We start from the raw sequence: 25,033 nt of genomic DNA, 5'->3' as shown, positions 1-25,033 counted from the left end.
TCAGATCCCCAACTCTTGACGCTGGCGCTTCAAGTGCTCCGGCATCTCTTTGTAGACGTCTTCGAACATGGTCGCGGCGCTTGGAATCTGGCCACCGGCGAGGGTGCCGTACTGTTCGGCTTCTTTCTGCGCGGCGATGACCTGGGCTTCCAGTTCGGCGCTGACGGCGGTGTGTTCCTCTTCGGACCAGTGACCGATCTTGATCAGGTGCTGCTTGAGGCGGGCAATCGGGTCGCCCAGCGGGAAGTAGCTCCAGTCGTCGGCAGGACGGTACTTGGACGGGTCATCGGAGGTGGAGTGGGGGCCGGCGCGGTAGGTGACCCATTCGATCATGGTCGGGCCGAGGTTGCGGCGGGCGCGTTCGGCGGCCCAGGCAGACGCCGCATAGACTGCGACGAAATCGTTGCCATCAACCCGCAGGGAGGCAATGCCACAACCGACGCCACGACCGGCGAACGTGGTGGCTTCACCACCGGCAATCGCCTGGAAGGTGGAGATCGCCCACTGGTTGTTGACCACGTTGAGGATCACCGGCGCACGGTACACGTGGGCGAAGGTGAGGGCGGTGTGGAAGTCTGATTCAGCGGTGGCTCCGTCACCGATCCAGGCCGAAGCGATTTTGGTGTCGCCCTTGATCGCCGAGGCCATGCCCCAGCCCACACCCTGTACGAATTGGGTGGCGAGGTTGCCGGAAATGGTGAAGAAACCGAAGTCTTTGACCGAATACATGATCGGCAGCTGACGGCCCTTGAGCGGATCGCGCTCGTTGGACAGCAGTTGGCAGATCAGGTCCACCAGCGGCACGTCTCGTGCCATCAGGATGCTTTGTTGGCGGTACGTCGGGAAGCACATGTCATCAACGTTCAGCGCCAGGGCCTGGCCGCTGCCGATGGCTTCTTCGCCGAGGCTCTGCATGTAGAACGACATTTTTTTCTGACGCTGGGCGACCACCATGCGGTTGTCATAGATCCGCGTCTTGAGCATGGCACGCATGCCCTTGCGCAGGATCTCGACCGGTACGCCTTCAGCCCACGGACCGAGGGCATTGCCCTGGTCGTCGAGCACGCGAATGAGCCCTTTGGCCAGGTCGGCGGTGTCGGCGGGTTCGACGTCGATGGAAGGTTTGCGCACCGTGCCGGCGTCGGTCAGACGCAGGTAGGAGAAGTCGGTTTTGCAGCCAGGACGGCCCGATGGTTCGGGAACGTGCAGTTGCAGCGGTTCGTACGCTTGGTTCATGGCTTCTACGCTCGATCTTGTGAATTTCTTGTAGTGAGCTGACCGTCATTCTTCTGTGGAAGAAATCTTGTCCTACAACAATCATAGGCCCGGCGAAGAAGAATATTTATCTCTGTTTCGTTGCACTGGAGATCATTTGGGGATAAAAAATCTGCATATACAAAAAAAACAGGTGGTTTTGTCTCATGCGCAAATTGGACCGTACCGATATCGGCATTCTCAACAGCCTTCAGGAGAATGCGCGCATCACCAACGCCGACCTCGCACGCTCGGTCAACTTGTCGCCGACACCGTGCTTCAACCGGGTCAAGGCGATGGAAGAACTGGGCTTGATTCGTGAGCAAGTGACGCTACTGGATGCCGATCTGCTTGGGCTGCACGTCAATGTGTTCATTCACGTGAGCCTGGAGAAGCAGGTGGAAGAAGCGTTGCAACATTTTGAGGAGGCGATCTCGGATCGCCCGGAAGTGATGGAGTGCTATTTGATGGCTGGCGACCCGGACTATTTGATCCGGGTGCTGGTGCCTACCATTCAGTCGCTGGAGCGCTTCATGATGGATTTCCTGACCAAAGTCCCTGGCGTTGCGAACATCCGTTCAAGCTTTGCCCTCAAGCAAGTGCGCTACAAAACCGCACTGCCATTGCCGGCCAACGGCCTGACCCTTTCGAGCTGACCCCGTCCCCGTAGCAGCTGACGAGCCACGCGAGGCAGCGTCCGGCGGCGCAGCCGTCGCAAACCTGGCCATCGAGTTTTGTCAGGTAAACCGCAGACGCAGCCTCGCGGTGCTCGACAGCTGCTACGAAGGGTGGGGAGTCAGCGTGGAAGTAATCGAACGTCAGAGTTTGTTGATGGGGATTTTCAGGTACGTCACGCCATTGTCCTCAGGCGGCGGCAGATTCCCGGCCCGCACATTCACCTGAATCGCCGGCAGCAGAAGGTTCGGCATGCCCAACCCGGCGTCGCGGCGCGTGCGCATTTCAACGAAGGCGGTCTCATCAATGCCGTCATGCACGTGAATGTTGCTTTTACGCTGTTCGCCGACCGTGGTCATGCACTGGGATTCGCGGCCTTCGGGCGGGTAATCGTGACAGATGTAAAGACGCACGCTGGCCGGAAACGCCAGCAATTTCTGGATCGAGGTAAACAACTGATTCGCGTTGCCGCCGGGAAAGTCGCAACGCGCGGTGCCCACATCCGGCATGAACAGGGTGTCGCCCACCAGAATCACATCGCCGTCGACCAGGTAAGCCATGTCCGCCGGCGTGTGGCCGGGTACGTGCAGGGCGGTGGCCTTGAGGTTGCCGATCATGAACGACTCATCCGGTGCGAACAGATGATCGAACTGCGAGCCGTCAATGCGAAATTCCGGCTCCAGGTTGAACAGGTTTTTGAACACGCCCTGAACCAGGCTGATCGACTGGCCAATCGCAATGTTGCCGCCCAGCTCGCGGCGCAGGTAAGGCGCGGCAGACAAGTGATCGGCATGGGCGTGGGTTTCCAGCAGCCATTGCACCTGCAAATGATGTTCACGAACAAAGGCGATGATCTTGTCGGGTTGGGTGGTCGCGGTCCGCCCGGCCGCCGGGTCGTAATCGAGCACCGGGTCGACGATGGCGCAGTGGCCGCCATCGGTTTCATAAATCACGTAGCTATAGGTCGACGAGGCGGGGTCGAGGAAGGCTTTGATCAGGGCAGGCATGGTGAGCGTTTCTTACTGGGCGAGTGCTGAGGGTAGATTCATTTTCCCCGCATTGGCCAGCCCGGATTAATTCAAATGATGAAAAAATCTGCGCGGGCTCTATCCTGTCAGTCATCGATACCGGGCGGTCCCGGCTTTTTTTCGCAGATCACGAGTGGTTTATGTTGCTGGCGAGTTTTTTTGGGGTGGTCATGGGCCTGGTCCTCGGGTTGACCGGGGCCGGTGGCGGCATTCTTGCGGTGCCGGCCCTGGTATTGGGGCTGGGCTTGACCATGACCCAAGCGGCACCCGTCGCCTTGTTTGCCGTGGGCAGTGCGGCGGCGGTCGGGGCGATTGACGGATTGCGGCATGGCCTGGTGCGTTATCGCGCGGCGTTGCTGATCGCGTTACTCGGCGCGGTGTTTTCACCGGTCGGCATTTACTTCGCCCATCAGTTGCCGGAAAAAATCCTGATGGTCCTGTTCAGTATGCTGATGGTCATGGTTGCCTGGCGGATGCTGCGACGTGAACGCAAGGACGAAGGGCCAAGCGATCACGGCCACGCCAACTGGGGCCAGAAAAACTGCATGCTCGATCAGCAGACCGGGCGTTTTTCCTGGACTGCCAAATGTACGGCGACCTTGGCCGCGCTCGGCGCGGTTACCGGTGTGGTGTCGGGGCTGCTTGGGGTGGGCGGCGGTTTTCTGATTGTCCCGGCGTTCAAGCAGCTCACTGATGTGCAGATGCGCGGCATCGTTGCCACTTCCTTGATGGTGATCAGCCTGATTTCCGCCATCGGCGTGATCGGTGCGTTTCATGCCGGCGTGCGAATCGACAGTCTCGGCGCAATCTTCATCGTCGCCAGCATCGCCGGCATGATCGTTGGCCGCAAGCTTTGTGCGCATGTGCCGGCCCGGGCGCTGCAGGTGGGCTTTGCCAGCATCTGCATGGTGATTGCGGCTTATATGCTGTTCAGAGTAGGCGTTTAGCCAGTACTGAGGTCTATGACTTCCAAGTGGGTCAACAGACCTACACCTTGAGTTCCGGGCCGTGCCGACGGCCGGTCTTACACCGTAGTTGTCATGCGTTCCCGGCCCTGCCAAAGCACTTGAGCACCGCTCCCAAGGCAGCGTATGGCGCCGCCGGTCACCTTTCGATAATCGCTTCCGACACCTCGTCCCCTGTCGCGGAGCGCGCCATGTACAACAATAAGAACGTCAAGCATCGCTTTTTACCCCTCTTCATCGCCAGCCTGTCCGGCCTTGGCCTGAGCTCAATGGCCGAGGCCGAGATCATGCTGTATGACAAGGACCAGACCACATTCTCGACCGACGGCTACATCAACGCATTTTATGTGAACAGCGATGTCGACCGTGCCGGTGATCAGTTCGACCGCCGACAGGCGCGGGTAAAGATGGGGTTTCTGCCCAACTACCTGGGCTTCAACATGGGCAAGCAGGTCGATGACCTGAAGCTCGGTGCCCGGGCCTCGTTTTGGGTGACCATCAACGACAGCCAAACCAACGGCACCGACACCGCCATCGATGTGCGGCAGTTCTACGGTACGGTGGCAAACGCTGAGTGGGGTGAAGTGCTGATCGGCAAGGACTTCGGCCTGTTTGCCCGCTCCAACATCCTGCTCGATGAAATGCTCGCCGGTTACGGTCAGGTCAGCGATACCTTGGGGTTGGTGGATGGCGGCGGCGTCTCGTTCGGCAACATCGGCACCGGGTATCCGTATCCGTTCCCGACATCGCAGATCACCTACCGCACGCCGGTCATGGACGGTTTGCGCGTAGCGGTCGGGATCATGGACCCGGTTGATACCAACGACAGCAGCCCGACGGGCAAGGCTTATCAGGAAAACCCGCGCACCGAGAGCGAGATCACGTACCAGTTCGACGTCGCCGGGGCGAAGATCTACAGCTGGGTCAATGGCAGTTACCAGACTTCGGACAATACCGACTCCACCGTCAACACAGTCACCTCTAAAGGGGTTGGCTATGGCGTGCAGGCGAAGATGGGCGGGTTGTCACTCACCGGGTCCGGGTTCCAGGCCAAAGGCATCAATCCGTTCTTCACCAACAACGCCGGCGAGCCAACCTTGCGCAACGTCGACAGCGACGGATACCTGCTGCAAGGCTCCTACAAACTGGGCAAAAACCGCCTGGCCCTGTCCTACGGCAAGACCAACGATGATGGCAATGGCGTGGTCGGCAGTGGCGCGGACTACGAAACGCGCGGTATTGCGCTGTTCCATGACGTGAATGACAACCTCAAACTTGTCGCCGAGTACAACCAGTTCGAAATCAACGGTCATGACACCAGCGCCCAGAACGAAAACACCGATACCGTTGCGGTGGGGGCCGTGTTGACCTGGTAACCCTTGGTCGTGACCCTGGCTGTGCGCATCGCAGCCGGGGTCTCGACCCTTCTCATCCCATCGAAGTGGTTACCCGCTACCCAAGTAGCATTCGTTACGACCCACAGGCTTCGTACACTCATGCCTCATATCTACGCACCTGCGGGGGGCGATCATGGAGCAGGCCCAAGGCGCAGGCATTGTCAGCGCAATGTCCCAAGCCACCGATGCCCGGCAAGTGGCGCAAGAACTGGCGCGGCAATTGTTGCACCCGCATCTGGGTTTCGTGCTGTTTTTCTGTTCCGCCGAGTATGACTTGCAGGCGCTAGGGCAGGCCTTGCAACACAGCTTCGGCGGTATTCGTCTGGTGGGTTGCACCAGCGCCGGGGAAATCACCCCGCTGGGCTATGGGCGCAATTGCGTGACGGCAGTGGGTTTTGATCATCGGCACTTCTCCATTGCGGTCGAGCTGATCGACGAAATGGAACACTTCAGCCTGATCGATGCCCAGCAAATGGTCGAGCGTCTGGTCAGTGGCTGTCGCAGTAACACCCTGGCCCCGATCAAGGGCAACAGCTTTGCCCTGACGTTGCTCGATGGTTTGTCCAGCCGTGAAGAAATGGTCCTCGCGGCGCTCAGTGCCGCGTTGGGCGACATTCCGCATTTTGGCGGTTCGGCCGGTGACGACAATTACCTGACCCATACCCACGTTTACTTCGACGGCGAATTCCACAGCGGCGCGGCAGTGGTGGTGCTGGTCAATACCTGGCTGGATTTTGAAGTGTTCACCACCCACCACATTCTGCCCAGGGCCGAAAAACTGGTGGTCACCGGGGCCGACAGCGCCTCGCGCCGAGTCTATGAACTCAACGCCGAACCGGCCGCCGCCGAGTACGCCAGGCACATTGGCGTTCCGGTTGATGAGCTGGATCACCGGATCTTCGCTGCACACCCCTTGGCCGTGCGCATCAACGAACAGTATTACGTGCGCGCCATTCAGCAGGTGCACCCGGACTTGAGCCTGAGTTTTTACTGCGCCGTGGAGAACGGCATCGTGCTCACCGCCATGACCCCAGGCCCGATGTTGCCGAACCTGCAAAACCTGTTCGAGGGGTTACAGGAGCGCTTGGGCGACTTGTTGCTGACCATCGGTTGTGACTGCTTTCTCAGGCGTCTGGAGCTGGAAGACGACGGCAGTCTCGACGCAATCGGAACGTTTTTGCGCGAGCAGCGGGTGATGGGTTTCAACACCTACGGAGAACAGTTCAATGGCATGCACATCAACCAGACCTTCACCGGCGTTGCCATTGCCCGAGGCCGGTCCCCGGGGCACCGCTGAACTCCAGGCAGAAGTCGCCAGCCTGCTGCACGATAACCACAAACTTCAACGCATCAACGCGGCGCTGATCGAGCGCATCGAGTCCGGCATCACGCGCGGCAACGATCCATATGCGGCGTTCCAGCACTCAGTGGTGCTGGCCGAGCAGGTGCGTGAGCGCACCGATGCCTTGAACCAGGCCATGGCCGAACTCAAGGCTGGCAATCATTTGCTCAGTGAGGCACGCCTGCGCGCCGAAACGGCGCATCGACATCTGATCGATGCCATCGAGAGCATTTCCGATGCCTTTGTATTGTTCGACGCCGACCAGCGAATTGTCTTGTTCAACAGCCGCTTCAAGGCGTTCTGGAGCAACAGCCGGGTGCGGATCAACGCGGGCATGCGCCTGACCGAGGTCAAGCGCCTGATGATGAACAACGGGTTGTTCACCGAAGAACCGCGCGGCAATGCTGACGAGAGCCTGCTCTATCGCCTGCTGAACGGACGTTGGCTGCAGGTCAGCGAGCGGCCGACTCAGGAAGGCGGGCGGGTCATCCTGTTCACCGACATTACTGACGTCAAACTCAGCGAAACCGTGCGCCGCGAGCAGGCCGTGGCGCAGAAATCGCATTTGTTGCAGCGGGCGGTCGATAACCTGTCCCAAGGGGTCGCCATGGTCAACGCCGACGGCATCCTGGAGTTGTGGAACCGGCGTTTCCTCGAATTGAGCGGCCTGGCACCGGTTGCTGCCCATCGACCGTTTGCCGAAGTGATTGCCGACACGGAGTTGAATTTGCTCACCCCGGCCAGTCGCGATGGCAACGGCCGGCCTGTACAGGAATGCGAACAACGCCTCTATGACGGCCGGGTCCTGGAGATCCGCACGCATCCGCTGCCCACTGGCGGATTCGTCAACACCTTCACCGACATCACCGAGCGCTACCAGCACGCCGAGGCACTGAGTGAAAGCGAGCGCTGGATTCGCCTGATCACTGACCACGTCCCGGCGCTGATCGCCTACCTCAATGCCGATCTGGTTTACGAGTTCACCAACAAAGTTTACGAAGAGTGGTACTGCTGGCCCCGTGGCGTGATGCTCGGTCAGAGCCTGCGTGAAGTGCACAGCGAACAGCATTACCAGCGCCTGGAGTCTTACGTGGCCCGGGCGTTGGCCGGTGAGAGCGTCACGTTCGAGTTCGCCGAGACCAACGTCAATAATCAGGAACGCTACATGCTGCGCTCCTATGTGCCCAATCGACTGGCGACAGGGGAGGTGGTGGGGATTTTCGTGTTGATTCGCGACATCACCGAACGCCGCCGTACCGCCGAGGCGTTGCACCAGGCGTACCAGAATCTTGAGCTGCGGGTGTGTGAGCGCACCGCAGAACTGACCACCCTCAATGACCAGTTGTTGCGTGAAATCGATGAGCGTCGTCGGGTGGAATCCCGTTTGCGCGAGGCCAAGCTTGAAGCCGAGCAGGCCAACCTGTCGAAGACCAAGTTTCTGGCGGCGGTCAGCCATGACCTGTTGCAACCGCTGAACGCCGCACGATTGTTCACCAGTGCATTGATGGAGCGGCGCGAGCCCATCTCCAACGAAATTCTGGTGCGCAATGTCAGTAACTCCCTGGAAGACGTGGAAAACCTGTTGGGCACGCTGGTGGATATTTCCAAGCTCGATGCCGGGGTGATCAAGGCCGATATTGCGCCGTTCGCCCTGAGCGAACTGTTGGAAAACCTGGCGGCTGAATACACCCAGGTGGCGCGCAGCGAGGGCCTTGAACTGCGCTTTGTTGCCTGTTCGGCCTTGGTGCGCAGTGACATCCAGCTATTGGCGCGCATCCTGCGCAATTTGTTGAGCAATGCGATTCGTTACACCTACAGCGGTCGTGTGGTTTTGGGCTGCAGACGCCATCACCAGCGGTTATTGATTCAGGTCTGGGACACGGGCATGGGCATCGCCGAACATCGCCTGGAAGAGATTTTTCAGGAGTTCAAACGCGGTGACGTGCAGCGTCCGGATCAGGATCGCGGCCTGGGACTGGGCCTGGCGATTGTCGAGAAAATTGCCGGCATTCTCGGGCATCGCATCCAGGTGCGCTCCTGGCCGGGCAAGGGTTCGATGTTCTCGGTCGAAGTGCCGTTGAGTGCAACAGCGCCCAAGCCTCAGCCGACATTGCAGATGAGCGAGCCGATGCTTGAGCGCTTGCGCGGCGCGCGGGTATGGGTGCTGGACAACGACGCGACCATTTGCGCCGGTATGCGCACGTTGCTGGAAGGGTGGGGTTGTCGGGTGGTCACGGCGCTGTCGGAAGAGGATCTGGCCCGGCAAGTGGACAACTACCACGCCGAGGCCGACCTGCTGATCGCGGACTACCATCTGGACAACGATCAGAACGGTGTCGACGCCGTCGCCCGGATCAATGCCCGTCGGGCTTCACCGATCCCGGCAATGATGATCACGGCCAACTACAGCAATGAACTCAAACTGCAAATCCGTGAGTTGGGCCATACCCTGATGCACAAACCGGTGCGGCCAATGAAACTCAAGACCGCGATGAGCCATCTACTCGGCAGGCCTTGAAGGCTTGCTCCCATAAGGGTCGCGTTGTACCTGTGGGAGCGAGCTTGCTCGCGATGGGGGCGACGCGGTCCATCGGTTGCCCCTAATTTCAACGCCGCAAATAAGACCCGAAATCAATATCCCCGGCACTCAAGATCGCCTGCACCCGGTTGTGCACGTTGAGTTTGCGCAGGATCGCCGAGACGTGGGCCTTGACCGTGGTTTCGGCAATTTCCAGGGTGTAGGCGATCTGTTTGTTCGACTCACCTTTGGTCATGCGCTCAAGCACCTGCAATTGCTTGCGGGTCAGGGCCTGGAGCAGTTCGGGCGGGAAGCTCGGGGTGTCGTTCATCCGCCGGTGAGTGCTGCTTTTGGTCGTGCGAATGATGTCCGGGGGCAGGTAGACATTGCCGTTGAGGATTTGCTGGATGGCGTCGGTCATCTGCGTGCGCGGCGAAGACTTGGTGATGAAGCCCACGGCGCCGTAAGTGATGGCTTGCAGGACGATCTGTTTGTCCTGCTCGGCGGAGACAATCACCACCGGAATGGTGGGCGCCTCGTTGCGCAGGTTGATCAGGCCATTGAGACCATGCATGCCGGGCATGTTCAGGTCGAGCAGGATCAGGTCCAGGTCGTCGTGTTCCTGAGTGAGCGCCAGGGCACTGTCGAGGTCGGCCGTTTCCATGACTTCGCTGTTCGGGAAACCATCGCTGATGACGTTATGAATTGCTTCGCGGAACAGCGGGTGATCGTCGGCAATCAGAATTTTGTACATAGCCTTTCACCTCATTATTTTGATTATGGTGTGGCAACAACACGCCAGCGTAAAGGTCAGGGGAAAGGTTCGGGCCGGGCGGGCTTCACGGGCAGGTTTGCCGCTTGCCAGGCGTCCAGGCCGTCGCGATACCAATACAACGTCTTATAGCCCATGGTGGCGGCACGTTTAACCGCGTTCCAGCTCAACCAGCAGTCGGAGCGGCAATAGAAGACCAGCGGTTGCGCCGGATCGCCGGCGGTCAATGCCTTCAGGTTTCGCGCAAAGTAAGCCTGCCAGTCGGGCGTCAGGTTGCCGTCGCCGGTATTGGCCAGCCAATGACTGCCGGGCAGGTTTTCATGGGGCTGGTCTTCGATAAAACGCCCTTGCAGCCATTGGCGGCGATAGACGTCGATCAGAATCGGGGCAGGGGTTTGACTGAGCAGGTCTTGCAGGGCAGGGGTGTCAATCAGCGTCGCGCCTTGCAGGCTGTTGGGCGTCGGGCTGCGGTACAGGTCGATGCGATAGCCATCGGGCGAAAACAGCGCTGGCTCAGCCTGCGCGGTGCCCAGCAACAGGCTCAGCGACAGCGCAGCGAGAGTAGGGCGCAACAGACAACGTCGGGCACGCGGCATGGGTTCAATCCTTATAGTTATGAACCTATTACATGCCAGTCGGGGTGCGTTGGGAATGAGACGATAGACAGGTAAACCCGTACTAAAGTAGTAATTTTGCCGTGTTCAATGAAGATCAACGGTGCGGCGCTGTGTCATTAGCCGGCTTTGCGCAAGGCCGCATGCTGCGGGTTGAAGGTGAGCACGGCGAGTAACGTGAACATCACGGTCAGCCCCCCACACACCGCCAGTGCGAGCGGATTGAAGCGTTCATAAAGGGCAAACCGCACCAGCTCCACCGCATGAGTGAACGGGTTCACCGCGCACAGCCAGTACAACCACTCGTTGGCCTCACGCATTTTCCACAGCGGATACAGCGCCGATGAGAGGAAAAATAGCGGGAAGATCACGAAATTCATCACCCCGGCAAAGTTCTCCAACTGGCGAATGGCGTTCGACAGCAACAGGCCCAGTGCGCTGAGCATCAACGCCACCAGCAACAGCGCGGGCAGGGCAATCAACAAACCCATGGCCGGTGGCTGCACGCCGTAAACCCAGGCAATCGCCAAAAAGGCATAGACCTGCAGCAGTGAAATCAGTGAAGTGGCCAACAGCTTGCTGCACAGCAGAAAGGTTCGCGGCAGCGGGCTGGTCAGCAGCACGCGCATGCTGCCCATTTCGCGGTCGTAAACCATCGACAGCGAGCCTTGCATGCCGTTGAACAGCAGAATCATGCAGGCAAGGCCAGGGATGATGTAGACCTCGTACGGAATGTAGGTGTCGTAGGGCTCGATGATCGCGATGCCCAGGGCCGCCCGGAAACCGGCGGCGAACACGAGTAGCCACAACAGCGGCCGTACCAGCGCACTGAGAAATCGCGTGCGCTGCAACACAAAGCGCAGCCATTCGCGCAACACGATGCCGCTAAAACATTGCCAGTAAGCATTCATCGAGCAACTCCTGTGGTCGCCAACGTGGTCAGGCGGGTGAAGACTGAGCCGAGGTCTGCGCCGTATTCCAGGCTCAATTCACTGGCCTGTCCGCTGGCCACCAACCGGCCCAGATGGAGAATCAGCAAATCGTCGCCGGCCTGCACTTCGTCCAGTAAATGAGTGGCCCAGAGCACGCTGATGTGGTGCTCGCGGCACAGGTTGCGAATGTGCTGGTTGAGCGCCAGGCGACTGGCGGGATCGAGCCCTGCACTGGCTTCGTCAAGCAGCAACAGGCGCGGCTCATGCAATAGGGCGCGGGCGATTTCCACCCGACGGCGATGACCGCCATTGAGTTCGCGCACCCGTTCGTGGCGGCGTTCAGTCAGGGCTTGACGGGTCAACTCGGCGTCGACACGAATGCCGGTCTGGCGCCGCGACAAGCCGTGCAACGCCGCGTGATAACGCAGGTTCTGCTCAACGCTGAGGTCCAGGTCCAGCGTGCTTTGCTGAAACACCACACCTAACTGCTTGAGTGCCGGGCGAGGTGCCTGGCGCAATGAATTCCCACCGACCCGGATGTCACCGTGTTGCAGGTCATAGAGCCGGGTCAGCAGGGCGATCAGGGTCGATTTGCCGGCGCCGTTGGGGCCCAGTAAAGCGGCGAAACGCCCCGGTTCCAGGCTGAAATTCAAATGGCGCAAGGCTTCCCGGGGGCCGTAGGCGAAGCTCAGGTCGCTGACTTCCAGGGCGTTCATGGCGTCACCACCACGCCCCACGGGTAGCGTCCGACTTTCACCGATTTGCTCACCTTCAGGCTGTCGACATCGATGATCGACACATCACCGCTGACGCCATTGGTGGCCAGCAGTTGTTTTTGGTCCGGTGTGAATGCCAACTGCCAGACACGCCGGCCCACCAGCAGGTAGTCGAGGATGTCGAATGTCTTGGCATCGATGACCGCCACATGATTGGCCGGGCCGAGTGCGACGAAAGCGTACTTGCCATCGGCGCTGAGCTTGATCCCCACCGGCTGGACCTTGTCCGGGTGCACGCCTTTGATCTGGAAGTTCAGGGTCTTGAGGATCTTGCGGCTGGCCACATCGAGAATCGTCACCGTGCCGCCAATTTCCGCTGAAGCCCAAAGCTGTGAACCGTCCTGATTGAACTCGACAAAGCGCGGTCGCTGGTCCACCAGGGTGCTGTCGGCGAGGGTCTGGGTGCTGGTGTCGATCCAGTGCAGCATGTTGGTGGTTTCGCTGGTGTTCACCGCCCACTTGCCGTCGGGGCTGACGGCCATGCCTTCGGGCTCGACGCCGACGTTGATCTGGCCGAGCACTTTGGAGGTTTCGGTGTCGATCACGGTGACCAGCGCATCGTCTTCGTTGGAGACGTACAACCAGCGGTTGTTGGGGTGCAGGGCGAATTGTTCGGGGTCTTTGCCTGAAGGCAGTTCCTTGATGATCTTGCGCGTGGCTACGTCCATCACCTGGACCCGGTCCGAGTCGCTGGCGCAGATGTACAGCAGCTTGTTGTCATGGGACAGCAGCAGGCCGCGCGGGCGCTGGCCGACGGGCAAGGTGTCGGTGACTTGCTGAGTCTGCATGTCGATCAGGCTCAGGGTGTTGTCCTTTTCGTTGGAGACCCAGGCGGTACTGGCAGCGGCATGGCCGGCGGCGAGCAGCAGGGCGCATGAAAGCAGGGTGCGGCGCATGGCGGATTCCTTGTTGTTGTAATTATCGAGTCAGGGAAAGCGGCAGCTGACCTCGGGCTTGTCGTAGCCCAGGCTGTCCATTTCGTTGAAGGGGTGCAGAAATCCGTCCTGCGGTGAGGTACTGACCAGTGCCCGGGGCTGGACGATGGGGATCGGCTGGCGCAATTGGCCGTTCCATGGGCGATAACTGAGCTTGCGTCCTTTGAAACCGTCCAGCGGCAGTTGATCGCTGATTTCAAGCGTCCGGATCGCCATCGGCTCGGTCTGCCCCAGTTTGCTCACGGCGCTGGCGATGCTGCGCACGGCGATCCACGCAGCGAAATCGCGGTCGTTCATCCAGCGTCCGGCCAGGGCTTCAAAACGCTTTTGCAGCTGCGCAGCGCCGTAGGTTTCCACGGTCTTGTGCCAGCCCACCGGGGTCAGGCCCTGAGTGCCGGCGACCGGGCGCGGGAACCAGGTCTGGTAGGGCACGTATTCACCGAAGTCGCCGCGTTCATCGGCCACCAGCACCACGTCATATTCGGCGGTCTGGGTGAAGAGCGGCATGTCGGCTTGGGCGCTGCGGCGTTGATCGTTATCGAAGCTCCAGGGTTTTTCCGCGACCAGTTGCAGACCGAAGCGCTTGGCGGCGCGGCGCAGGGCGGCGGCATAGGCTTGATCGTCAGGAGTCGGGCCGACAATCAGCAGCGCCCGTTGCCATTTGCGCACCACCAGAAATTGCGCCAGGGCATCGGCGAGCATCGCCCGACTCGGCAAGGTGTGCAGCACGTTCGGCAAGCAATCGGTGGTGCGCAAGCGGTCGTCGGGACTGCCGGCGTTGAATAGCAGGCTGTCGGGCAGGGCGGCGCTGAGTTGGCGCAAGGTGTCGACCGGAGCGTTCACCACAAACAGACGCAGGCCCTGTGCGTGCTGGTTTTTGGCCGCTTCAAGCAAGGCTTGCGGGTTGTCGACGCTGGCGCTGAGCAGGCTGTAACCATGGTTGAGAAAACGCCCGGTGCTGTTGCTGTCGGTGATCGCCAGTTCGGCGCCGCGCAGCCCGGCATCAGCCGGCTCGGGAATGACGTTCGACAACAGTGGCCCCGGATCGGGGCGATACCCCAGGTAGCCGATTCGCACCTGCAATGGCGCGTCTGCCGCCTGGCTGTGGGTGGCCACGCCCGCAGCGCAGGCAATCGCCAGCAGGTAGAGCAAGGCGTAAGGGGCAAGCTGGCGCATAGGGCACTCCTTTACAGGTAGCGCCAGCATAGGAAGCCCGTCGAGCTGGGGAAATATGCAGAAAGTACCGGTCGGCCAGTACCAAGGTAGTAACTCGCCCCGTGCGGCGCGGCTCTAGCATGGGCTGCAACGGTCATCGCCCGGGAGGAGAACGTCCATGCGAATTATCAAAGCGCTGCTCCTGCCTTTTTTGCTGATTTTGACCCTGATCGGCGTCGACCGGCTTCACGGCCCGCATCCACTGCCGTTACCCGTGTTGCCCACCACCCCGGGTCGCTAGGGCTGCTCCCGGTGTCGATCCATCGCCTTACTACCAAGGGACTAGGCGGCGAACACCAAAGCAGCATGGGGTGAATGCGAAGCCGTTTCTAAGATGGGTGCCATAGCCTCTGCCAAGAGGTTTTGCGTGCAATCCAGAGGGCATAACAATGACAACAAAACGCAACGCCTTACTTATCGCCGGGCTGCTGGCCGGTGTTATCAGTGCAGGTTCCGTATGGGCTCACGGCAACGTGGTGCCTCAAGCCGTGGAAACAAAAGGCCTGACGCCCATCAAGGACGCCGGTGTTCAGGTCGATGGCGATGGCTGGGCGGCAGTGAACCCCTACCGCACCTCCCCGGAGCACGACAAAGCGCTGGAAATCGGCTCGTCGGCCTACAACCAGAACTGTGCGGCGTGCCATGGCCTGGAAGCCAAGTCCGGCGGGATTGCCCCTGACTTGCGCATGCTGGATGTCGCTGAGTCGGGAGATGAGTGGTTTGTCGAACGCGTCCGTCATGGCGCAGTGCGTGACGGCCGGGTCTACATGCCGAAAATGGCTGACTACTTGAGCCAGGAAGCGTTGTGGGCGGTGCGCACTTATCTGGACAGCGTTCACGTCGAGGAGTAACCCCATGCGTCTGCTCGCGGTATTGATCAGCGCTGTGTGGCTGTGCTGCCAGGCGGTGCAGGCGCAGGTTCGCAATTACGACGAAATGATCGCCGCCGGGGAACTGAAAGTGGCGGTCTACAAAGACTTCGCCCCTTACAGTTTTGAGCAAGCCGGCCAGCCCCGAGGCGTTGATGTAGAACTCGCCGAGGCGTTGGCCAAGGCACTCGGTGTGCGCTTGACGCTGATGTGGGCGCCTGCCGGTGAAAAGCTCGACGACGATCTGCGCGATTACATATGGCGCGCCAGTGCTCTGCACAACCAGCAACTGGCCGACCTGATGATGCGGGTGCCCTACGACCGTGACTACGCGCAAAGGCGCAACGAATTGGGCGAACTGGAAAACGGCCATGTGGTGATGTTCGGCCCCTACCAGAACGAACAATGGCAAGTGGCTTACGATCGTCGCCGACTGGACAAGGTCGCCAGCGTTGCAGTGTTCGAGCACCACCCGATTGGCGTCGAGGTCGACAGCGTGCCGTCGTTCTACCTGACCTCGGTGTTCAACGGCATGCTCGCCGGCAAAACCCACCACTACCCAGGCGTACCCCAGGCATTTGCGGCCATGAAGGCCGGAGAGGTCGACGCGGTGATGGCCATGCGTGGCGAAATTGACTGGCAGGTGCATGAAGCGGCCGACCCGCAAGTGGCACTGGCGGAGAACGCCTATCCGAACATGGGCAAACAGCTTTGGGAAATCGGCATGGCGGTGCACGAAAGCAATCGGCAATTGGCCTATGCCGTGGAAGAGGCACTGGAAGGCCTCATCCGCGACGGCTCGGTGAAAACGATCTACAGCCATTACGGCCTGCGGTATGACGTGCCCGAGATGTATCAATAGGAGCAGTTGATGAGCTGGCGAGTGACATGTCTGTTGGCCTGCTGGTTTCCCTGGATCGTTCAGGCCGCGAATATCGATCCGGGCAAGGACCCGGTGCCGTCGGTGATGTGGGGCTTCTATCACAAGCAGATGCTTGGTGATGCCCCCTTTGTTTTTGATGAGCGAGTGAAGCTGCTGGCGCCGCCGTTTGCCGAAGATGCCCGGCAAGTGCCGCTGGAAATCGATGCCCGCTCGTTCAAGGGCGAGGTGGTGAAAATCCTCGCCTGGGCCGAGCTCAACCCGCTGCCGAAAATTGTCGACTTCCAGCCGCTGGACCGTGTGCTGCCGTGGCTGTCGGTGCGGATTCGCATCGAACAGGCCACGCCGTTGCGCGCGGCGGTATTGACCCGTGATGGGCTATGGCACGTCGGTTCGACCCTGATCGACGCGGCGGGCGGTGGCTGCACCGCGCCGAGCGTCGTGCGCACCCAGCCAGGCTGGGAGGACCACATCGGCGAAGTGCTGGGTGGCCGCTATCCACGCAGTGAGTTCAGCCGATTACGTGTGCAGGTGGCGCATCCGATGGACAACGGCATGGTCAGCGGTATCCCGGAATTTTTCATCAACCATGCCGAATTGAAGGACCAGGACGGTCAGGTGTTGGCCCGGCTTGAGTTGTTTCCCGCCGTCAGTGAAAACCCCAACCTGACCTTCGACATCGAAGGGGCAGGGCAGACACGCCTGTTCGTGCGGGACACCAGCGGCAACGAATTTGATGCGGCCATTCCCTGACCCAAAGGAGCGTTTCATGCGCTGGATACTGCTGATTGTGTTTAGCGTCAGTCTGTCGGCATTGGCCGACCTTGAATATTCACTCAAGCCCCGACAGATCGCCCAGGACACCTGGTTGCTGGAGGGCAGCACCGATAATTTTGCCAAGGATAACGGCGGCAACATCGTCAACACCGCCTTCATCGTCACCGAGCGCGGCGTGGTGGTCATCGACACCGGGCCGTCGAAACGTTATGGCGAAGCGATGCGCAAGGCGATTGCCGCCACCACCGATAAGCCGGTGATCCAGGTGTTATTGACTCACCATCACCCGGACCATGTGCTGGGCAATCAGGCCTTCACCGACGTGCCGATCGGTGCCTTGGCCGGCACCACCGAGTTGTTGCATCAACAAGGTGATGCGATGGCCGAGAACCTGTATCGAATGGTGGGGGACTGGATGCGCGGCACCGAAGTGGTGTTGCCTCGCCAAGAATTGACGCCGGGTCTCTACAGTTTTGGGAATCACGATTTGCGCTTGCTGAGCCTGGGTGGGCACTCAGGGGCGGATCTGGCTATTCTCGACCAGCAAACCGGCGTGCTGTTTGCCGGGGACCTGGTGTTTTATCAACGGGCCCTGACCACCCCCAACAGCCCCGGGTTGTCGGTGTGGCTGGCGGACATCGCCACGCTGCAGGACTTGCCATGGACACTGATCGTGCCCGGCCACGGCCCGGTGGCCAGCGACTCAGGCCCCTTTGAGCAAATGCGTGACTACCTCACCTGGCTCGATCAACTGCTGCGCGACGGCGCGGCTAACGGCAGCGACATGGCCGAGATCATCCGCAGCCCCATCCCTGAACGTTTTGCCGGGATCAATCTGAGCCGTTATGAATTGATCCGCAGCGTTAGTCATTTGTACCCGCGTTACGAGCGTGGGCAGATGACCCGGGTCGATTCCGGCGCAAGCCGGTAAGGCCTGTACGAATTCGACCCGCTACTAAGGGATTAGGAATCTCCTTATTGCGGGTAATTGTTGTCGCGGCAGTGGCGCCCAAGAATCTGCACTACACCGGGAAACTTTCCCGCTAATAACAAAAACCGCAGAGGTAGCCGTCATGACTCAACCCGTACGTCGCCAGCCCTTCGTCTTGAGCCTGCTGCTCAGTGCCATGCTGTTGTCCGGCCAGGCATTGGCCGCCGTCTCCGACCAGGACATTCTCCAGGACCCGAAAAACCCGGAGCAAGTCGTCACCAACGGCCTGGGTGTCCAGGGGCAGCGCTACAGCCCGCTGGACATTCTCAACGTCGATAACGTGAAGGAATTGCGGCCGGCCTGGGCGTTTTCCTTCGGTGGTGAAAAACAGCGTGGCCAGCAAGCGCAGCCGATGGTCAAGGACGGCGTGATGTACATGACCGGCTCGTACTCCCGGGTGTTCGCCGTGGATGCACGCACGGGCAAAAAGCTTTGGCAATACGATGCACGTCTGCCGGATGACATCCGCCCGTGCTGCGACGTCATCAACCGGGGTGTTGCGTTGTATGGCGACCTGGTGATTTTCGGCACCCTCGACGCCAAGCTCGTGGCGCTGAACAAGGACACCGGCAAGGTGGTCTGGAGCAAGAAAGTCGCTGACCACAAGGAAGGCTATTCGATCAGTGCCGCGCCGCTGGTGATCAACGGCAAACTGATTACCGGCGTGGCTGGTGGCGAGTTCGGCGTGGTCGGCAAGATTGAAGCCTATGACCCGAAAAACGGTGATCTGCTGTGGACCCGTCCCACCGTCGAAGGCCACATGGGTTATGTCTACAAGGACGGCAAAGCCGTGGAAAACGGCATCTCTGGCGGCGAGGCGGGCAAGACCTGGCCGGGCGACCTCTGGAAAACCGGTGGCGCCGCCCCTTGGCTGGGTGGCTACTACGACCCGGAAACCAATTTGCTGCTGTTCGGCACTGGCAACCCCGCGCCATGGAACTCGCACCTGCGCCCTGGCGACAACCTCTATTCGTCGTCGCGACTGGCGCTAAATCCAGACGACGGCACCATCAAATGGCACTTCCAGAGCACGCCCCATGATGGTTGGGACTACGACGGCGTGAACGAACTGGTGTCGTTCAACTACACCGAGGGTGGCAAAGAAATCAAAGCGGCGGCCACCGCTGACCGCAACGGTTTCTTCTATGTACTGGATCGCACCAACGGCAAATTCATCCGCGGCTTCCCGTTCGTGGACAAAATCACCTGGGCCACCGGGCTCGATAAAAACGGCCGGCCCATCTACAACGAAGCCAGCCGTCCGGGTGCCCCGGGTTCTGAGGCCAAGGGCAGTTCGGTCTTCGTAGCGCCAGCGTTCCTCGGCGCGAAAAACTGGATGCCGATGGCTTACAACAGGGACACCGGGCTGTTTTACGTGCCGTCCAACGAGTGGGGCATGGACATCTGGAACGAAGGCATCGCCTACAAAAAAGGCGCGGCATTCCTCGGTGCCGGCTTCACCATCAAGCCATTGAACGAAGACTACATCGGCGTGCTGCGCGCCATTGACCCGAAAACCGGCAAGGAAGTCTGGCGCCACAAGAACTACGCGCCGCTGTGGGGCGGGGTGCTGACCACCAAGGGCAACCTGGTGTTCACCGGCACGCCGGAAGGTTTCCTGCAGGCGTTCAATGCCAAGACGGGCGAGAAAGTCTGGGAGTTCCAGACGGGCTCCGGCGTACTCGGCTCACCCGTGACCTGGGAAATGGACGGCGAACAATACGTGTCGGTCCTCTCCGGCTGGGGCGGCGCCGTGCCGTTGTGGGGCGGGGAAGTGGCCAAGCGGGTGAAGGACTTTAACCAGGGCGGCATGCTCTGGACCTTCAAGCTGCCAAAAGACCTCGTCGCCAAGCACTGATCGACGTCACCTACTACCAAATAACGAGAGTCCCCCTGCCAACGGCGCATTCGTCTGGTACGCGGGGCTCTCTAGTATCGGTTCATCGCCTGTTGGTACGACAGGCATCGACCCAGACAGAGGCCCACCATGATCTACGCACAACCCGGAACCCCAGGCGCCGTCATTACCTTCAAACCACGCTACGGCAACTTTATCGGTGGCGAGTTTGTCGCGCCGATCAATGGCGAGTATTTCACCAACACCTCGCCCGTCACCGGTGAGGTGATTGCCGAGTTCCCGCGCTCCAGCGCCGCTGACATCGACAAGGCGCTCGACGCCGCCCATGCCGCGGCTGATGCCTGGGGCAAGACCTCGGCTCAGGACCGCTCACGGGTGCTGCTGAAAATTGCCGATCGCATCGAACAAAACCTGGAAATCCTTGCCGTCACCGAAACCTGGGACAACGGCAAGGCCGTGCGCGAAACCCTGAACGCCGACGTGCCGCTGGCCGCCGACCACTTCCGTTACTTCGCTGGCTGCATTCGGGCCCAGGAAGGCGGGGCTGCCGAGATCAACGAACTGACCACCGCCTATCACTTCCACGAGCCGCTGGGTGTGGTCGGGCAAATCATTCCGTGGAATTTCCCGCTGCTGATGGCGGCCTGGAAACTCGCCCCGGCCCTGGCCGCCGGCAACTGCATCGTGCTCAAGCCTGCCGAGCAAACGCCGCTGTCGATCATGGTCTTCGCCGAGCTCATCGCCGACCTGCTGCCGGCAGGGGTGTTGAACATCGTTCAAGGCTTCGGTCGCGAGGCCGGCGAAGCACTCGCCACCAGCAAGCGCATCGCCAAGATCGCCTTCACCGGCTCCACCCCGGTGGGCGCGCACATCATGCATTGCGCCGCCGAGAACATCATCCCGAGCACTGTCGAGCTGGGCGGCAAGTCGCCGAACATTTTCTTTGAAGACATCATGAACGCCGAGCCACAGTTCATTGAAAAAGCGGCCGAAGGTCTGGTGCTGGCGTTCTTCAACCAGGGCGAAGTGTGCACCTGCCCATCGCGAGCGCTGGTGCAGGAATCGATCTACGAGCCGTTCATGGCCGAGGTGATGAAAAAGATCGTCAAGATCAAGCGCGGCAACCCGCTGGACACCGACACCATGGTCGGCGCCCAGGCGTCGGAGCAGCAATACGACAAGATTCTCTCGTACCTGAAAATTGCTCAAGAGGAGGGCGCCGAGCTCCTCACCGGTGGTGCCGCCGAGCGCCTTGAAGGTGACCTGTCCAGCGGCTATTACATCCAGCCGACCCTGCTCAAGGGCCACAACAAAATGCGCGTGTTCCAGGAAGAAATCTTCGGCCCGGTGGTGGGTATCACCACCTTCAAGGACGAAGCCGAAGCCCTGGCGATTGCCAATGACAGCGAGTTCGGCCTCGGTGCCGGCCTCTGGACCCGCGACATCAACCGCGCCTACCGCATGGGCCGGGCGATCAAGGCCGGGCGCGTCTGGACCAACTGCTATCACCTGTACCCGGCGCACGCCGCGTTCGGGGGCTACAAGAAGTCCGGCGTCGGTCGGGAAAACCACAAGATGATGCTCGATCACTACCAGCAGACCAAAAACCTGCTGGTGAGTTACGACATCAATCCGTTGGGGTTCTTCTGATTCCGCAAGAACACTGAAAAACCTGTGGGAGCGGGCTTGCCCGCGATGAGGCCAGCACATTCAACATTGATGTTGAACGTCAGGCCGCCATCGCGGGCAAGCCCGCTCCCACATTGGTTTTCTGTATCCCGATCCATGTGCAACACCCCCTACCAAATCACCCCCAAAACTCCTTCGAAAGTAGCATTCGGGCACTCAACGCCCCGTGCATTAATGGCTCTACCGGAATCGCCCGGCACAAGAAGAGGATTGACCCATGTGGACTAAACCCGCGTTTACCGATCTGCGTATTGGCTTCGAAGTGACGATGTATTTCGCCAACCGTTGATTGATCACCCGGCCAGCCGTCGCGTTGGTCGGGCCTGCCTTCAGGAGCCTCCACCATGCACATTCGCGTTCTCGGTTCCGCCGCTGGTGGTGGGTTTCCACAGTGGAACTGCAACTGCCGCCAGTGCGCCGGTGTGCGCAATGGCAGCCTGCGAGCACAGCGTCGTACGCAGTCGTCGATTGCCCTGAGCGACAACGGGGTGGACTGGGTGCTGTGCAACGCATCGCCGGACATTCGTGCGCAACTCGAGAGTTTCCCGCTGTTGCAACCGGCCCGTCAGTTGCGCGATAGCGCCATCGCGGGCGTCGTGCTGCTGGACAGCCAGATCGATCACTGCACCGGCCTGCTGAGCCTGCGCGAAGGCTGTCCGCATGCCGTTTGGTGCACCGAGCGGGTGCATCAGGACCTGAGCAGCGGCTTCCCGTTGTTCAACATGCTGCGGCACTGGAATGGCGGGTTGCAGTGGCAGCCGATTGGTCTGGATCGCCAGCCGTTCAGTCTGCCGGCCTGCGAGCACCTGCAATGGCGGGCGATTCCCTTGGTCAGCAATGCACCGCCGTACTCGCCCAATCGCGGCAATCCGCAACCGGGCGACACCATTGGCTTGTTCATTGAAGACCTGCGCAGCGGTGCCTCGCTGTTCTATGCGCCGGGCCTTGGGCAAGTCGACGATGAAGTGTTGGGCTGGATGCAACGTGCCGATTGTCTGCTGCTGGACGGCACCCTGTGGCGTGATGACGAAATGCGCATCTGCGAAGTCGGCCAGAGCCTGGGCAGCGAAATGGGGCATCTGTCTCAAAGTGGCCCCGGCGGCATGCTGGAAGTGCTGGAAGGTTTTACCCGCCAGCGCAAGGTGCTGATCCACATTAACAACACCAACCCGATCCTTGATGAAGACTCGGCCGAGCGCGCCTTGCTGGAGCGACGCGGGATCGAAGTGGCTTATGACGGCATGAGTATTGAGCTGTAGCGAAGGACGCCTTCGCGGGCAAGCCCGCTCCCACAATGGATTTCTGCTGTACATGAAATGTGTGTTCACACCGAACACCTGTGGGAGCCGAGCTTGCTCGCGATGAGGCCGAACCAGACGCCGCAGAACTTCCCGGAGAACCGCAATGACTGACAACGCAATGACCCCCAGCGAATTCGAAGCCGCCTTGCGTGCCAAAGGCGCCTACTACCATATTCACCATCCCTTCCATCAAGCCATGTATGCCGGGCGTGCCAGCCGCGAGCAGATCCAGGGCTGGGTGGCCAATCGTTTCTACTACCAGATCAACATTCCGCTGAAGGACGCCGCGATTCTGGCCAACTGCCCGGACCGTGACGTGCGCCGGGAATGGCTGCAACGGATTCTCGACCACGACGGCGTCCCCGGCAGCGAGGGCGGTATCGAAGCCTGGCTGCGCCTGGGTGAAGCGGTGGGGCTGGATCGTGAGCAGATTCTGTCCCAGGAATTGGTGCTGCCCGGGGTGCGCTTTGCGGTGGATGCCTACGTCAATTTCGCCCGTCGCGCCTGCTGGCAGGAAGCGGCCAGCAGTTCGCTGACCGAACTCTTTGCCCCACAGATCCATCAGTCGCGACTCGACGCCTGGCCGACCCATTACCCGTGGATCGAAGCCGCCGGCTACGACTATTTCCGCACGCGCCTGAGTCAGGCCAGACGCGATGTCGAGCACGGTTTGCGCATCACCCTGGCGCACTACGTGACCGCCGAGGGGCAGCAACGCATGCTGCAGATTCTGCAATTCAAACTCGACGTGCTGTGGAGCATGCTTGATGCCATGAGCATGGCCTACGAGTTGGAACGCCCGCCGTATCACACGGTCACTGCCGAGAACGTCTGGCACCGGGGGATTGCCCTGTGAGCCTGATCAACCGCCAACAGTCACCGGCCTTGCGTCGTGGTTTTCGCCTGCAATGGGAGCCTCGCCAGGATTGCCATGTGCTGCTGTACCCCGAAGGCATGATCAAACTCAATGGCAGTGCCGGTCAGATCCTCGGTCTGGTGAACGGTCAGCGCAGTGTCGCAACGATCATCGATCTACTGGCCGCGAATTTTCCCGGTGTGCCGGGAATTGACGAGGATGTGCTGGCGTTTCTGGAGGTGGCCCATGCGCAATTCTGGATCGAGTGAGACCCCGCCGGGACCGCCGTTGTGGCTGCTCGCCGAGCTGACCTACCGTTGTCCGCTGCAATGCCCCTATTGCTCCAATCCATTGGATTTTGCCCGGCATGGCGAGGAACTGAGCACGGAAGAATGGATTCGCGTATTCCGCGAAGCGCGGGACATGGGCGCCGCTCAATTGGGCTTTTCCGGTGGCGAGCCGCTGGTACGTCAGGACCTCGCCGAGCTGATCAAGGCTGCCCGGGACATGGGTTACTACACCAACCTGATCACCTCGGGCATCGGCCTGACCGAGCAGAAAGTGCGCGACTTCAAGGTGGCCGGGCTGGACCATATCCAAATCAGCTTCCAGGCCGCTGACGAAGCGGTCAATAACATGCTCGCCGGTTCGCGCAAGGCCTTCGCCCAGAAACTCGCCATGGCCAGGGCGGTGAAAGCCCAGGGCTACCCGATGGTCCTGAACTTCGTCACCCATCGGCACAACATTGACCGGATCGCGCAGATCATCGAATTGTGCCTGGAACTGGAAGCGGACTTCGTCGAATTGGCCACCTGCCAGTTCTACGGCTGGGCTGAACTCAATCGCGTCGGCCTGTTGCCCACCCGCGAGCAATTGCAGCGTGCCGAGCGCGTCACCAACGAATATCGCCAACGTCTGGAAGCCCAGGGCCACCCGTGCAAGTTGATCTTCGTCACCCCGGACTACTACGAAGAGCGTCCCAAAACCTGCATGAACGGCTGGGCCAATCTGTTTCTCGACATCACCCCCGACGGTACTGCCTTGCCTTGCCACAGCGCCCGGCAGTTGCCTGTGCAGTTTCCCAACGTGCGTGAACACAGCCTCTCGCACATCTGGAATGACTCGTTCGGCTTCAATCGTTTTCGCGGCGATGACTGGATGAAGGAGCCGTGCCGCTCCTGCGACGAAAAACACAAGGACCTGGGCGGCTGCCGCTGCCAGGCCTTCATGCTGACCGGCGATGCCAGCAATGCCGACCCGGTGTGCAGCAAGTCCGCGCACCACGGTGTGATCCTCAAGGCTCGCGAAGAGGCCGAGGCGCCGGGGTTGGGGGTGGAGCACCTGACGATGCGCAACGAGAAGGCTTCACAGTTGATCTATCGCGGCTAG

25 protein-coding genes are annotated in these 25,033 nt (G+C 60.4%); 17 read left to right on the top strand and 8 right to left on the bottom strand.

Annotated elements, in window-relative coordinates; translation table 11 throughout:
• Positions 1-1,236 (bottom strand): 3-methyl-2-oxobutanoate dehydrogenase (2-methylpropanoyl-transferring) subunit alpha, encoded by a 1,236-nt coding sequence (locus C7534_RS14395; protein ID WP_046031440.1) that lies wholly within the window; start codon positions 1,234-1,236, stop codon positions 1-3.
• 185 nt (positions 1,237-1,421) lie between these two features.
• On the opposite strand from C7534_RS14395, the gene bkdR reads away from it, so the two are divergent.
• Positions 1,422-1,910 (top strand): Bkd operon transcriptional regulator BkdR, encoded by a 489-nt coding sequence (gene bkdR / locus C7534_RS14390; protein ID WP_027923281.1) that lies wholly within the window; start codon positions 1,422-1,424, stop codon positions 1,908-1,910.
• 162 nt (positions 1,911-2,072) lie between these two features.
• Here bkdR and C7534_RS14385 read toward each other — a convergent pair whose 3' ends face one another.
• The gene (locus C7534_RS14385; RefSeq protein ID WP_109786153.1) at positions 2,073-2,936 is read right to left on the bottom strand and encodes an MBL fold metallo-hydrolase; all 864 of its coding nucleotides are present in this window, start codon (positions 2,934-2,936) and stop codon (positions 2,073-2,075) included.
• A 161-nt stretch (positions 2,937-3,097) separates the two neighbouring features.
• On the opposite strand from C7534_RS14385, the gene C7534_RS14380 reads away from it, so the two are divergent.
• From C7534_RS14380 to nahK, 4 genes are all read left to right on the top strand, one after another.
• Positions 3,098-3,904 carry a sulfite exporter TauE/SafE family protein gene (locus C7534_RS14380; protein WP_109786152.1) on the top strand — a complete coding sequence of 269 codons (807 nt, stop codon included), beginning with the start codon at positions 3,098-3,100 and terminating at the stop codon, positions 3,902-3,904.
• Between the two features lie 209 nt (positions 3,905-4,113).
• Positions 4,114-5,298 carry a porin gene (locus tag C7534_RS14375; protein ID WP_046031437.1) on the top strand — a complete coding sequence of 395 codons (1,185 nt, stop codon included), beginning with the start codon at positions 4,114-4,116 and terminating at the stop codon, positions 5,296-5,298.
• Positions 5,299-5,452: 154 nt separating this feature from the next.
• A complete protein-coding gene (gene nosP, locus C7534_RS14370; protein WP_046031436.1) occupies positions 5,453-6,616 on the top strand; it encodes a nitric oxide-sensing protein NosP in 1,164 nt (387 codons plus the stop codon).
• Positions 6,585-9,179 carry a hybrid sensor histidine kinase/response regulator NahK/ErcS' gene (nahK, locus tag C7534_RS14365; RefSeq protein WP_109786151.1) on the top strand — a complete coding sequence of 865 codons (2,595 nt, stop codon included), beginning with the start codon at positions 6,585-6,587 and terminating at the stop codon, positions 9,177-9,179. The genes nosP and nahK overlap by 32 nt, the downstream gene beginning before the upstream one ends.
• Before the next feature lie 88 nt (positions 9,180-9,267).
• On the opposite strand, the gene C7534_RS14360 is transcribed toward nahK, so the two are convergent.
• From C7534_RS14360 to C7534_RS14335, 6 genes are all read right to left on the bottom strand, one after another.
• A complete protein-coding gene (locus tag C7534_RS14360; RefSeq protein WP_046031434.1) occupies positions 9,268-9,933 on the bottom strand; it encodes a response regulator transcription factor in 666 nt (221 codons plus the stop codon).
• Positions 9,934-9,989: 56 nt separating this feature from the next.
• Entirely contained in the window at positions 9,990-10,547 is a 558-nt protein-coding gene (locus tag C7534_RS14355; protein ID WP_109786150.1) for a PQQ-dependent catabolism-associated CXXCW motif protein, read from the bottom strand.
• A gap of 137 nt (positions 10,548-10,684) precedes the next feature.
• Positions 10,685-11,476 (bottom strand): ABC transporter permease, encoded by a 792-nt coding sequence (locus C7534_RS14350; RefSeq protein WP_109786149.1) that lies wholly within the window; start codon positions 11,474-11,476, stop codon positions 10,685-10,687.
• Positions 11,473-12,213, bottom strand: coding sequence for an ABC transporter ATP-binding protein (locus tag C7534_RS14345; protein WP_109786148.1), 741 nt, complete (start codon positions 12,211-12,213; stop codon positions 11,473-11,475). The genes C7534_RS14350 and C7534_RS14345 overlap by 4 nt, the downstream gene beginning before the upstream one ends.
• Complete coding sequence (locus C7534_RS14340; protein WP_109786147.1) at positions 12,210-13,169, bottom strand: YVTN family beta-propeller repeat protein; 960 nt, start codon at positions 13,167-13,169, stop codon at positions 12,210-12,212. The genes C7534_RS14345 and C7534_RS14340 overlap by 4 nt, the downstream gene beginning before the upstream one ends.
• Before the next feature lie 30 nt (positions 13,170-13,199).
• Positions 13,200-14,384: an ABC transporter substrate-binding protein gene (locus tag C7534_RS14335; protein ID WP_046031429.1), complete on the bottom strand. Its 1,185-nt coding sequence runs from the start codon at positions 14,382-14,384 to the stop codon at positions 13,200-13,202.
• Between the two features lie 157 nt (positions 14,385-14,541).
• Here C7534_RS14335 and C7534_RS32815 point away from each other — a divergent pair, with 157 nt between their 5' ends.
• The 12 genes from C7534_RS32815 to pqqE all read left to right on the top strand — a co-directional run bounded on the left by C7534_RS32815 (position 14,542) and on the right by pqqE (position 25,033).
• A complete protein-coding gene (locus C7534_RS32815; protein WP_256594772.1) occupies positions 14,542-14,664 on the top strand; it encodes a hypothetical protein in 123 nt (40 codons plus the stop codon).
• Positions 14,665-14,812: 148 nt separating this feature from the next.
• Positions 14,813-15,274: a cytochrome c-550 PedF gene (gene pedF, locus C7534_RS14330; RefSeq protein WP_109786146.1), complete on the top strand. Its 462-nt coding sequence runs from the start codon at positions 14,813-14,815 to the stop codon at positions 15,272-15,274.
• 4 nt (positions 15,275-15,278) lie between these two features.
• The gene (locus C7534_RS14325; protein ID WP_046031427.1) at positions 15,279-16,154 is read left to right on the top strand and encodes a substrate-binding periplasmic protein; all 876 of its coding nucleotides are present in this window, start codon (positions 15,279-15,281) and stop codon (positions 16,152-16,154) included.
• 9 nt (positions 16,155-16,163) lie between these two features.
• Positions 16,164-16,925 carry a quinoprotein dehydrogenase-associated SoxYZ-like carrier gene (locus C7534_RS14320; RefSeq protein WP_109786145.1) on the top strand — a complete coding sequence of 254 codons (762 nt, stop codon included), beginning with the start codon at positions 16,164-16,166 and terminating at the stop codon, positions 16,923-16,925.
• A gap of 16 nt (positions 16,926-16,941) precedes the next feature.
• A complete protein-coding gene (locus tag C7534_RS14315; protein ID WP_109786144.1) occupies positions 16,942-17,880 on the top strand; it encodes a quinoprotein relay system zinc metallohydrolase 1 in 939 nt (312 codons plus the stop codon).
• A 142-nt stretch (positions 17,881-18,022) separates the two neighbouring features.
• On the top strand, positions 18,023-19,798 hold the full coding sequence (locus tag C7534_RS14310; protein WP_046031424.1) for a PQQ-dependent methanol/ethanol family dehydrogenase: 1,776 nt from the start codon (positions 18,023-18,025) through the stop codon (positions 19,796-19,798).
• A gap of 129 nt (positions 19,799-19,927) precedes the next feature.
• Positions 19,928-21,448 carry an acetaldehyde dehydrogenase ExaC gene (exaC, locus tag C7534_RS14305; RefSeq protein ID WP_046031423.1) on the top strand — a complete coding sequence of 507 codons (1,521 nt, stop codon included), beginning with the start codon at positions 19,928-19,930 and terminating at the stop codon, positions 21,446-21,448.
• Positions 21,449-21,704: 256 nt separating this feature from the next.
• Positions 21,705-21,776 carry a pyrroloquinoline quinone precursor peptide PqqA gene (pqqA, locus tag C7534_RS14295; protein ID WP_003253598.1) on the top strand — a complete coding sequence of 24 codons (72 nt, stop codon included), beginning with the start codon at positions 21,705-21,707 and terminating at the stop codon, positions 21,774-21,776.
• 55 nt (positions 21,777-21,831) lie between these two features.
• Positions 21,832-22,746 (top strand): pyrroloquinoline quinone biosynthesis protein PqqB, encoded by a 915-nt coding sequence (gene pqqB, locus C7534_RS14290; protein WP_046031422.1) that lies wholly within the window; start codon positions 21,832-21,834, stop codon positions 22,744-22,746.
• A 145-nt stretch (positions 22,747-22,891) separates the two neighbouring features.
• The gene (pqqC, locus tag C7534_RS14285) at positions 22,892-23,644 is read left to right on the top strand and encodes a pyrroloquinoline-quinone synthase PqqC (RefSeq protein ID WP_046031421.1); all 753 of its coding nucleotides are present in this window, start codon (positions 22,892-22,894) and stop codon (positions 23,642-23,644) included.
• Positions 23,641-23,913 carry a pyrroloquinoline quinone biosynthesis peptide chaperone PqqD gene (gene pqqD / locus C7534_RS14280; protein ID WP_109786142.1) on the top strand — a complete coding sequence of 91 codons (273 nt, stop codon included), beginning with the start codon at positions 23,641-23,643 and terminating at the stop codon, positions 23,911-23,913. Before pqqC ends, pqqD begins: the two co-directional genes overlap by 4 nt.
• Positions 23,891-25,033: a pyrroloquinoline quinone biosynthesis protein PqqE gene (pqqE, locus tag C7534_RS14275; RefSeq protein ID WP_109786141.1), complete on the top strand. Its 1,143-nt coding sequence runs from the start codon at positions 23,891-23,893 to the stop codon at positions 25,031-25,033. Before pqqD ends, pqqE begins: the two co-directional genes overlap by 23 nt.

It is taken from the genome of Pseudomonas sp. OV226 (assembly GCF_003148705.1).
Taxonomy (GTDB): Bacteria; Pseudomonadota; Gammaproteobacteria; order Pseudomonadales; family Pseudomonadaceae; genus Aquipseudomonas.
Note: the sequence above shows the minus strand (reverse complement) of the source record. Positions and strands in the feature narration are given on the sequence as shown.

Coding starts and splice junctions, on each gene's coding strand:
- C7534_RS14395 (WP_046031440.1), bottom strand. CDS start 1,236: ATGAACCAAGCGTACGAACCGCTGCAACTGCACGTTCCCGAACCATCG.
- bkdR (WP_027923281.1), top strand. CDS start 1,422: ATGCGCAAATTGGACCGTACCGATATCGGCATTCTCAACAGCCTTCAG.
- C7534_RS14385 (WP_109786153.1), bottom strand. CDS start 2,936: ATGCCTGCCCTGATCAAAGCCTTCCTCGACCCCGCCTCGTCGACCTAT.
- C7534_RS14380 (WP_109786152.1), top strand. CDS start 3,098: ATGTTGCTGGCGAGTTTTTTTGGGGTGGTCATGGGCCTGGTCCTCGGG.
- C7534_RS14375 (WP_046031437.1), top strand. CDS start 4,114: ATGTACAACAATAAGAACGTCAAGCATCGCTTTTTACCCCTCTTCATC.
- nosP (WP_046031436.1), top strand. CDS start 5,453: ATGGAGCAGGCCCAAGGCGCAGGCATTGTCAGCGCAATGTCCCAAGCC.
- C7534_RS14360 (WP_046031434.1), bottom strand. CDS start 9,933: ATGTACAAAATTCTGATTGCCGACGATCACCCGCTGTTCCGCGAAGCA.
- C7534_RS14355 (WP_109786150.1), bottom strand. CDS start 10,547: ATGCCGCGTGCCCGACGTTGTCTGTTGCGCCCTACTCTCGCTGCGCTG.
- C7534_RS14350 (WP_109786149.1), bottom strand. CDS start 11,476: ATGAATGCTTACTGGCAATGTTTTAGCGGCATCGTGTTGCGCGAATGG.
- C7534_RS14345 (WP_109786148.1), bottom strand. CDS start 12,213: ATGAACGCCCTGGAAGTCAGCGACCTGAGCTTCGCCTACGGCCCCCGG.
- C7534_RS14340 (WP_109786147.1), bottom strand. CDS start 13,169: ATGCGCCGCACCCTGCTTTCATGCGCCCTGCTGCTCGCCGCCGGCCAT.
- C7534_RS14335 (WP_046031429.1), bottom strand. CDS start 14,384: ATGCGCCAGCTTGCCCCTTACGCCTTGCTCTACCTGCTGGCGATTGCC.
- C7534_RS32815 (WP_256594772.1), top strand. CDS start 14,542: ATGCGAATTATCAAAGCGCTGCTCCTGCCTTTTTTGCTGATTTTGACC.
- pedF (WP_109786146.1), top strand. CDS start 14,813: ATGACAACAAAACGCAACGCCTTACTTATCGCCGGGCTGCTGGCCGGT.
- C7534_RS14325 (WP_046031427.1), top strand. CDS start 15,279: ATGCGTCTGCTCGCGGTATTGATCAGCGCTGTGTGGCTGTGCTGCCAG.
- C7534_RS14320 (WP_109786145.1), top strand. CDS start 16,164: ATGAGCTGGCGAGTGACATGTCTGTTGGCCTGCTGGTTTCCCTGGATC.
- C7534_RS14315 (WP_109786144.1), top strand. CDS start 16,942: ATGCGCTGGATACTGCTGATTGTGTTTAGCGTCAGTCTGTCGGCATTG.
- C7534_RS14310 (WP_046031424.1), top strand. CDS start 18,023: ATGACTCAACCCGTACGTCGCCAGCCCTTCGTCTTGAGCCTGCTGCTC.
- exaC (WP_046031423.1), top strand. CDS start 19,928: ATGATCTACGCACAACCCGGAACCCCAGGCGCCGTCATTACCTTCAAA.
- pqqB (WP_046031422.1), top strand. CDS start 21,832: ATGCACATTCGCGTTCTCGGTTCCGCCGCTGGTGGTGGGTTTCCACAG.
- pqqC (WP_046031421.1), top strand. CDS start 22,892: ATGACTGACAACGCAATGACCCCCAGCGAATTCGAAGCCGCCTTGCGT.
- pqqE (WP_109786141.1), top strand. CDS start 23,891: ATGCGCAATTCTGGATCGAGTGAGACCCCGCCGGGACCGCCGTTGTGG.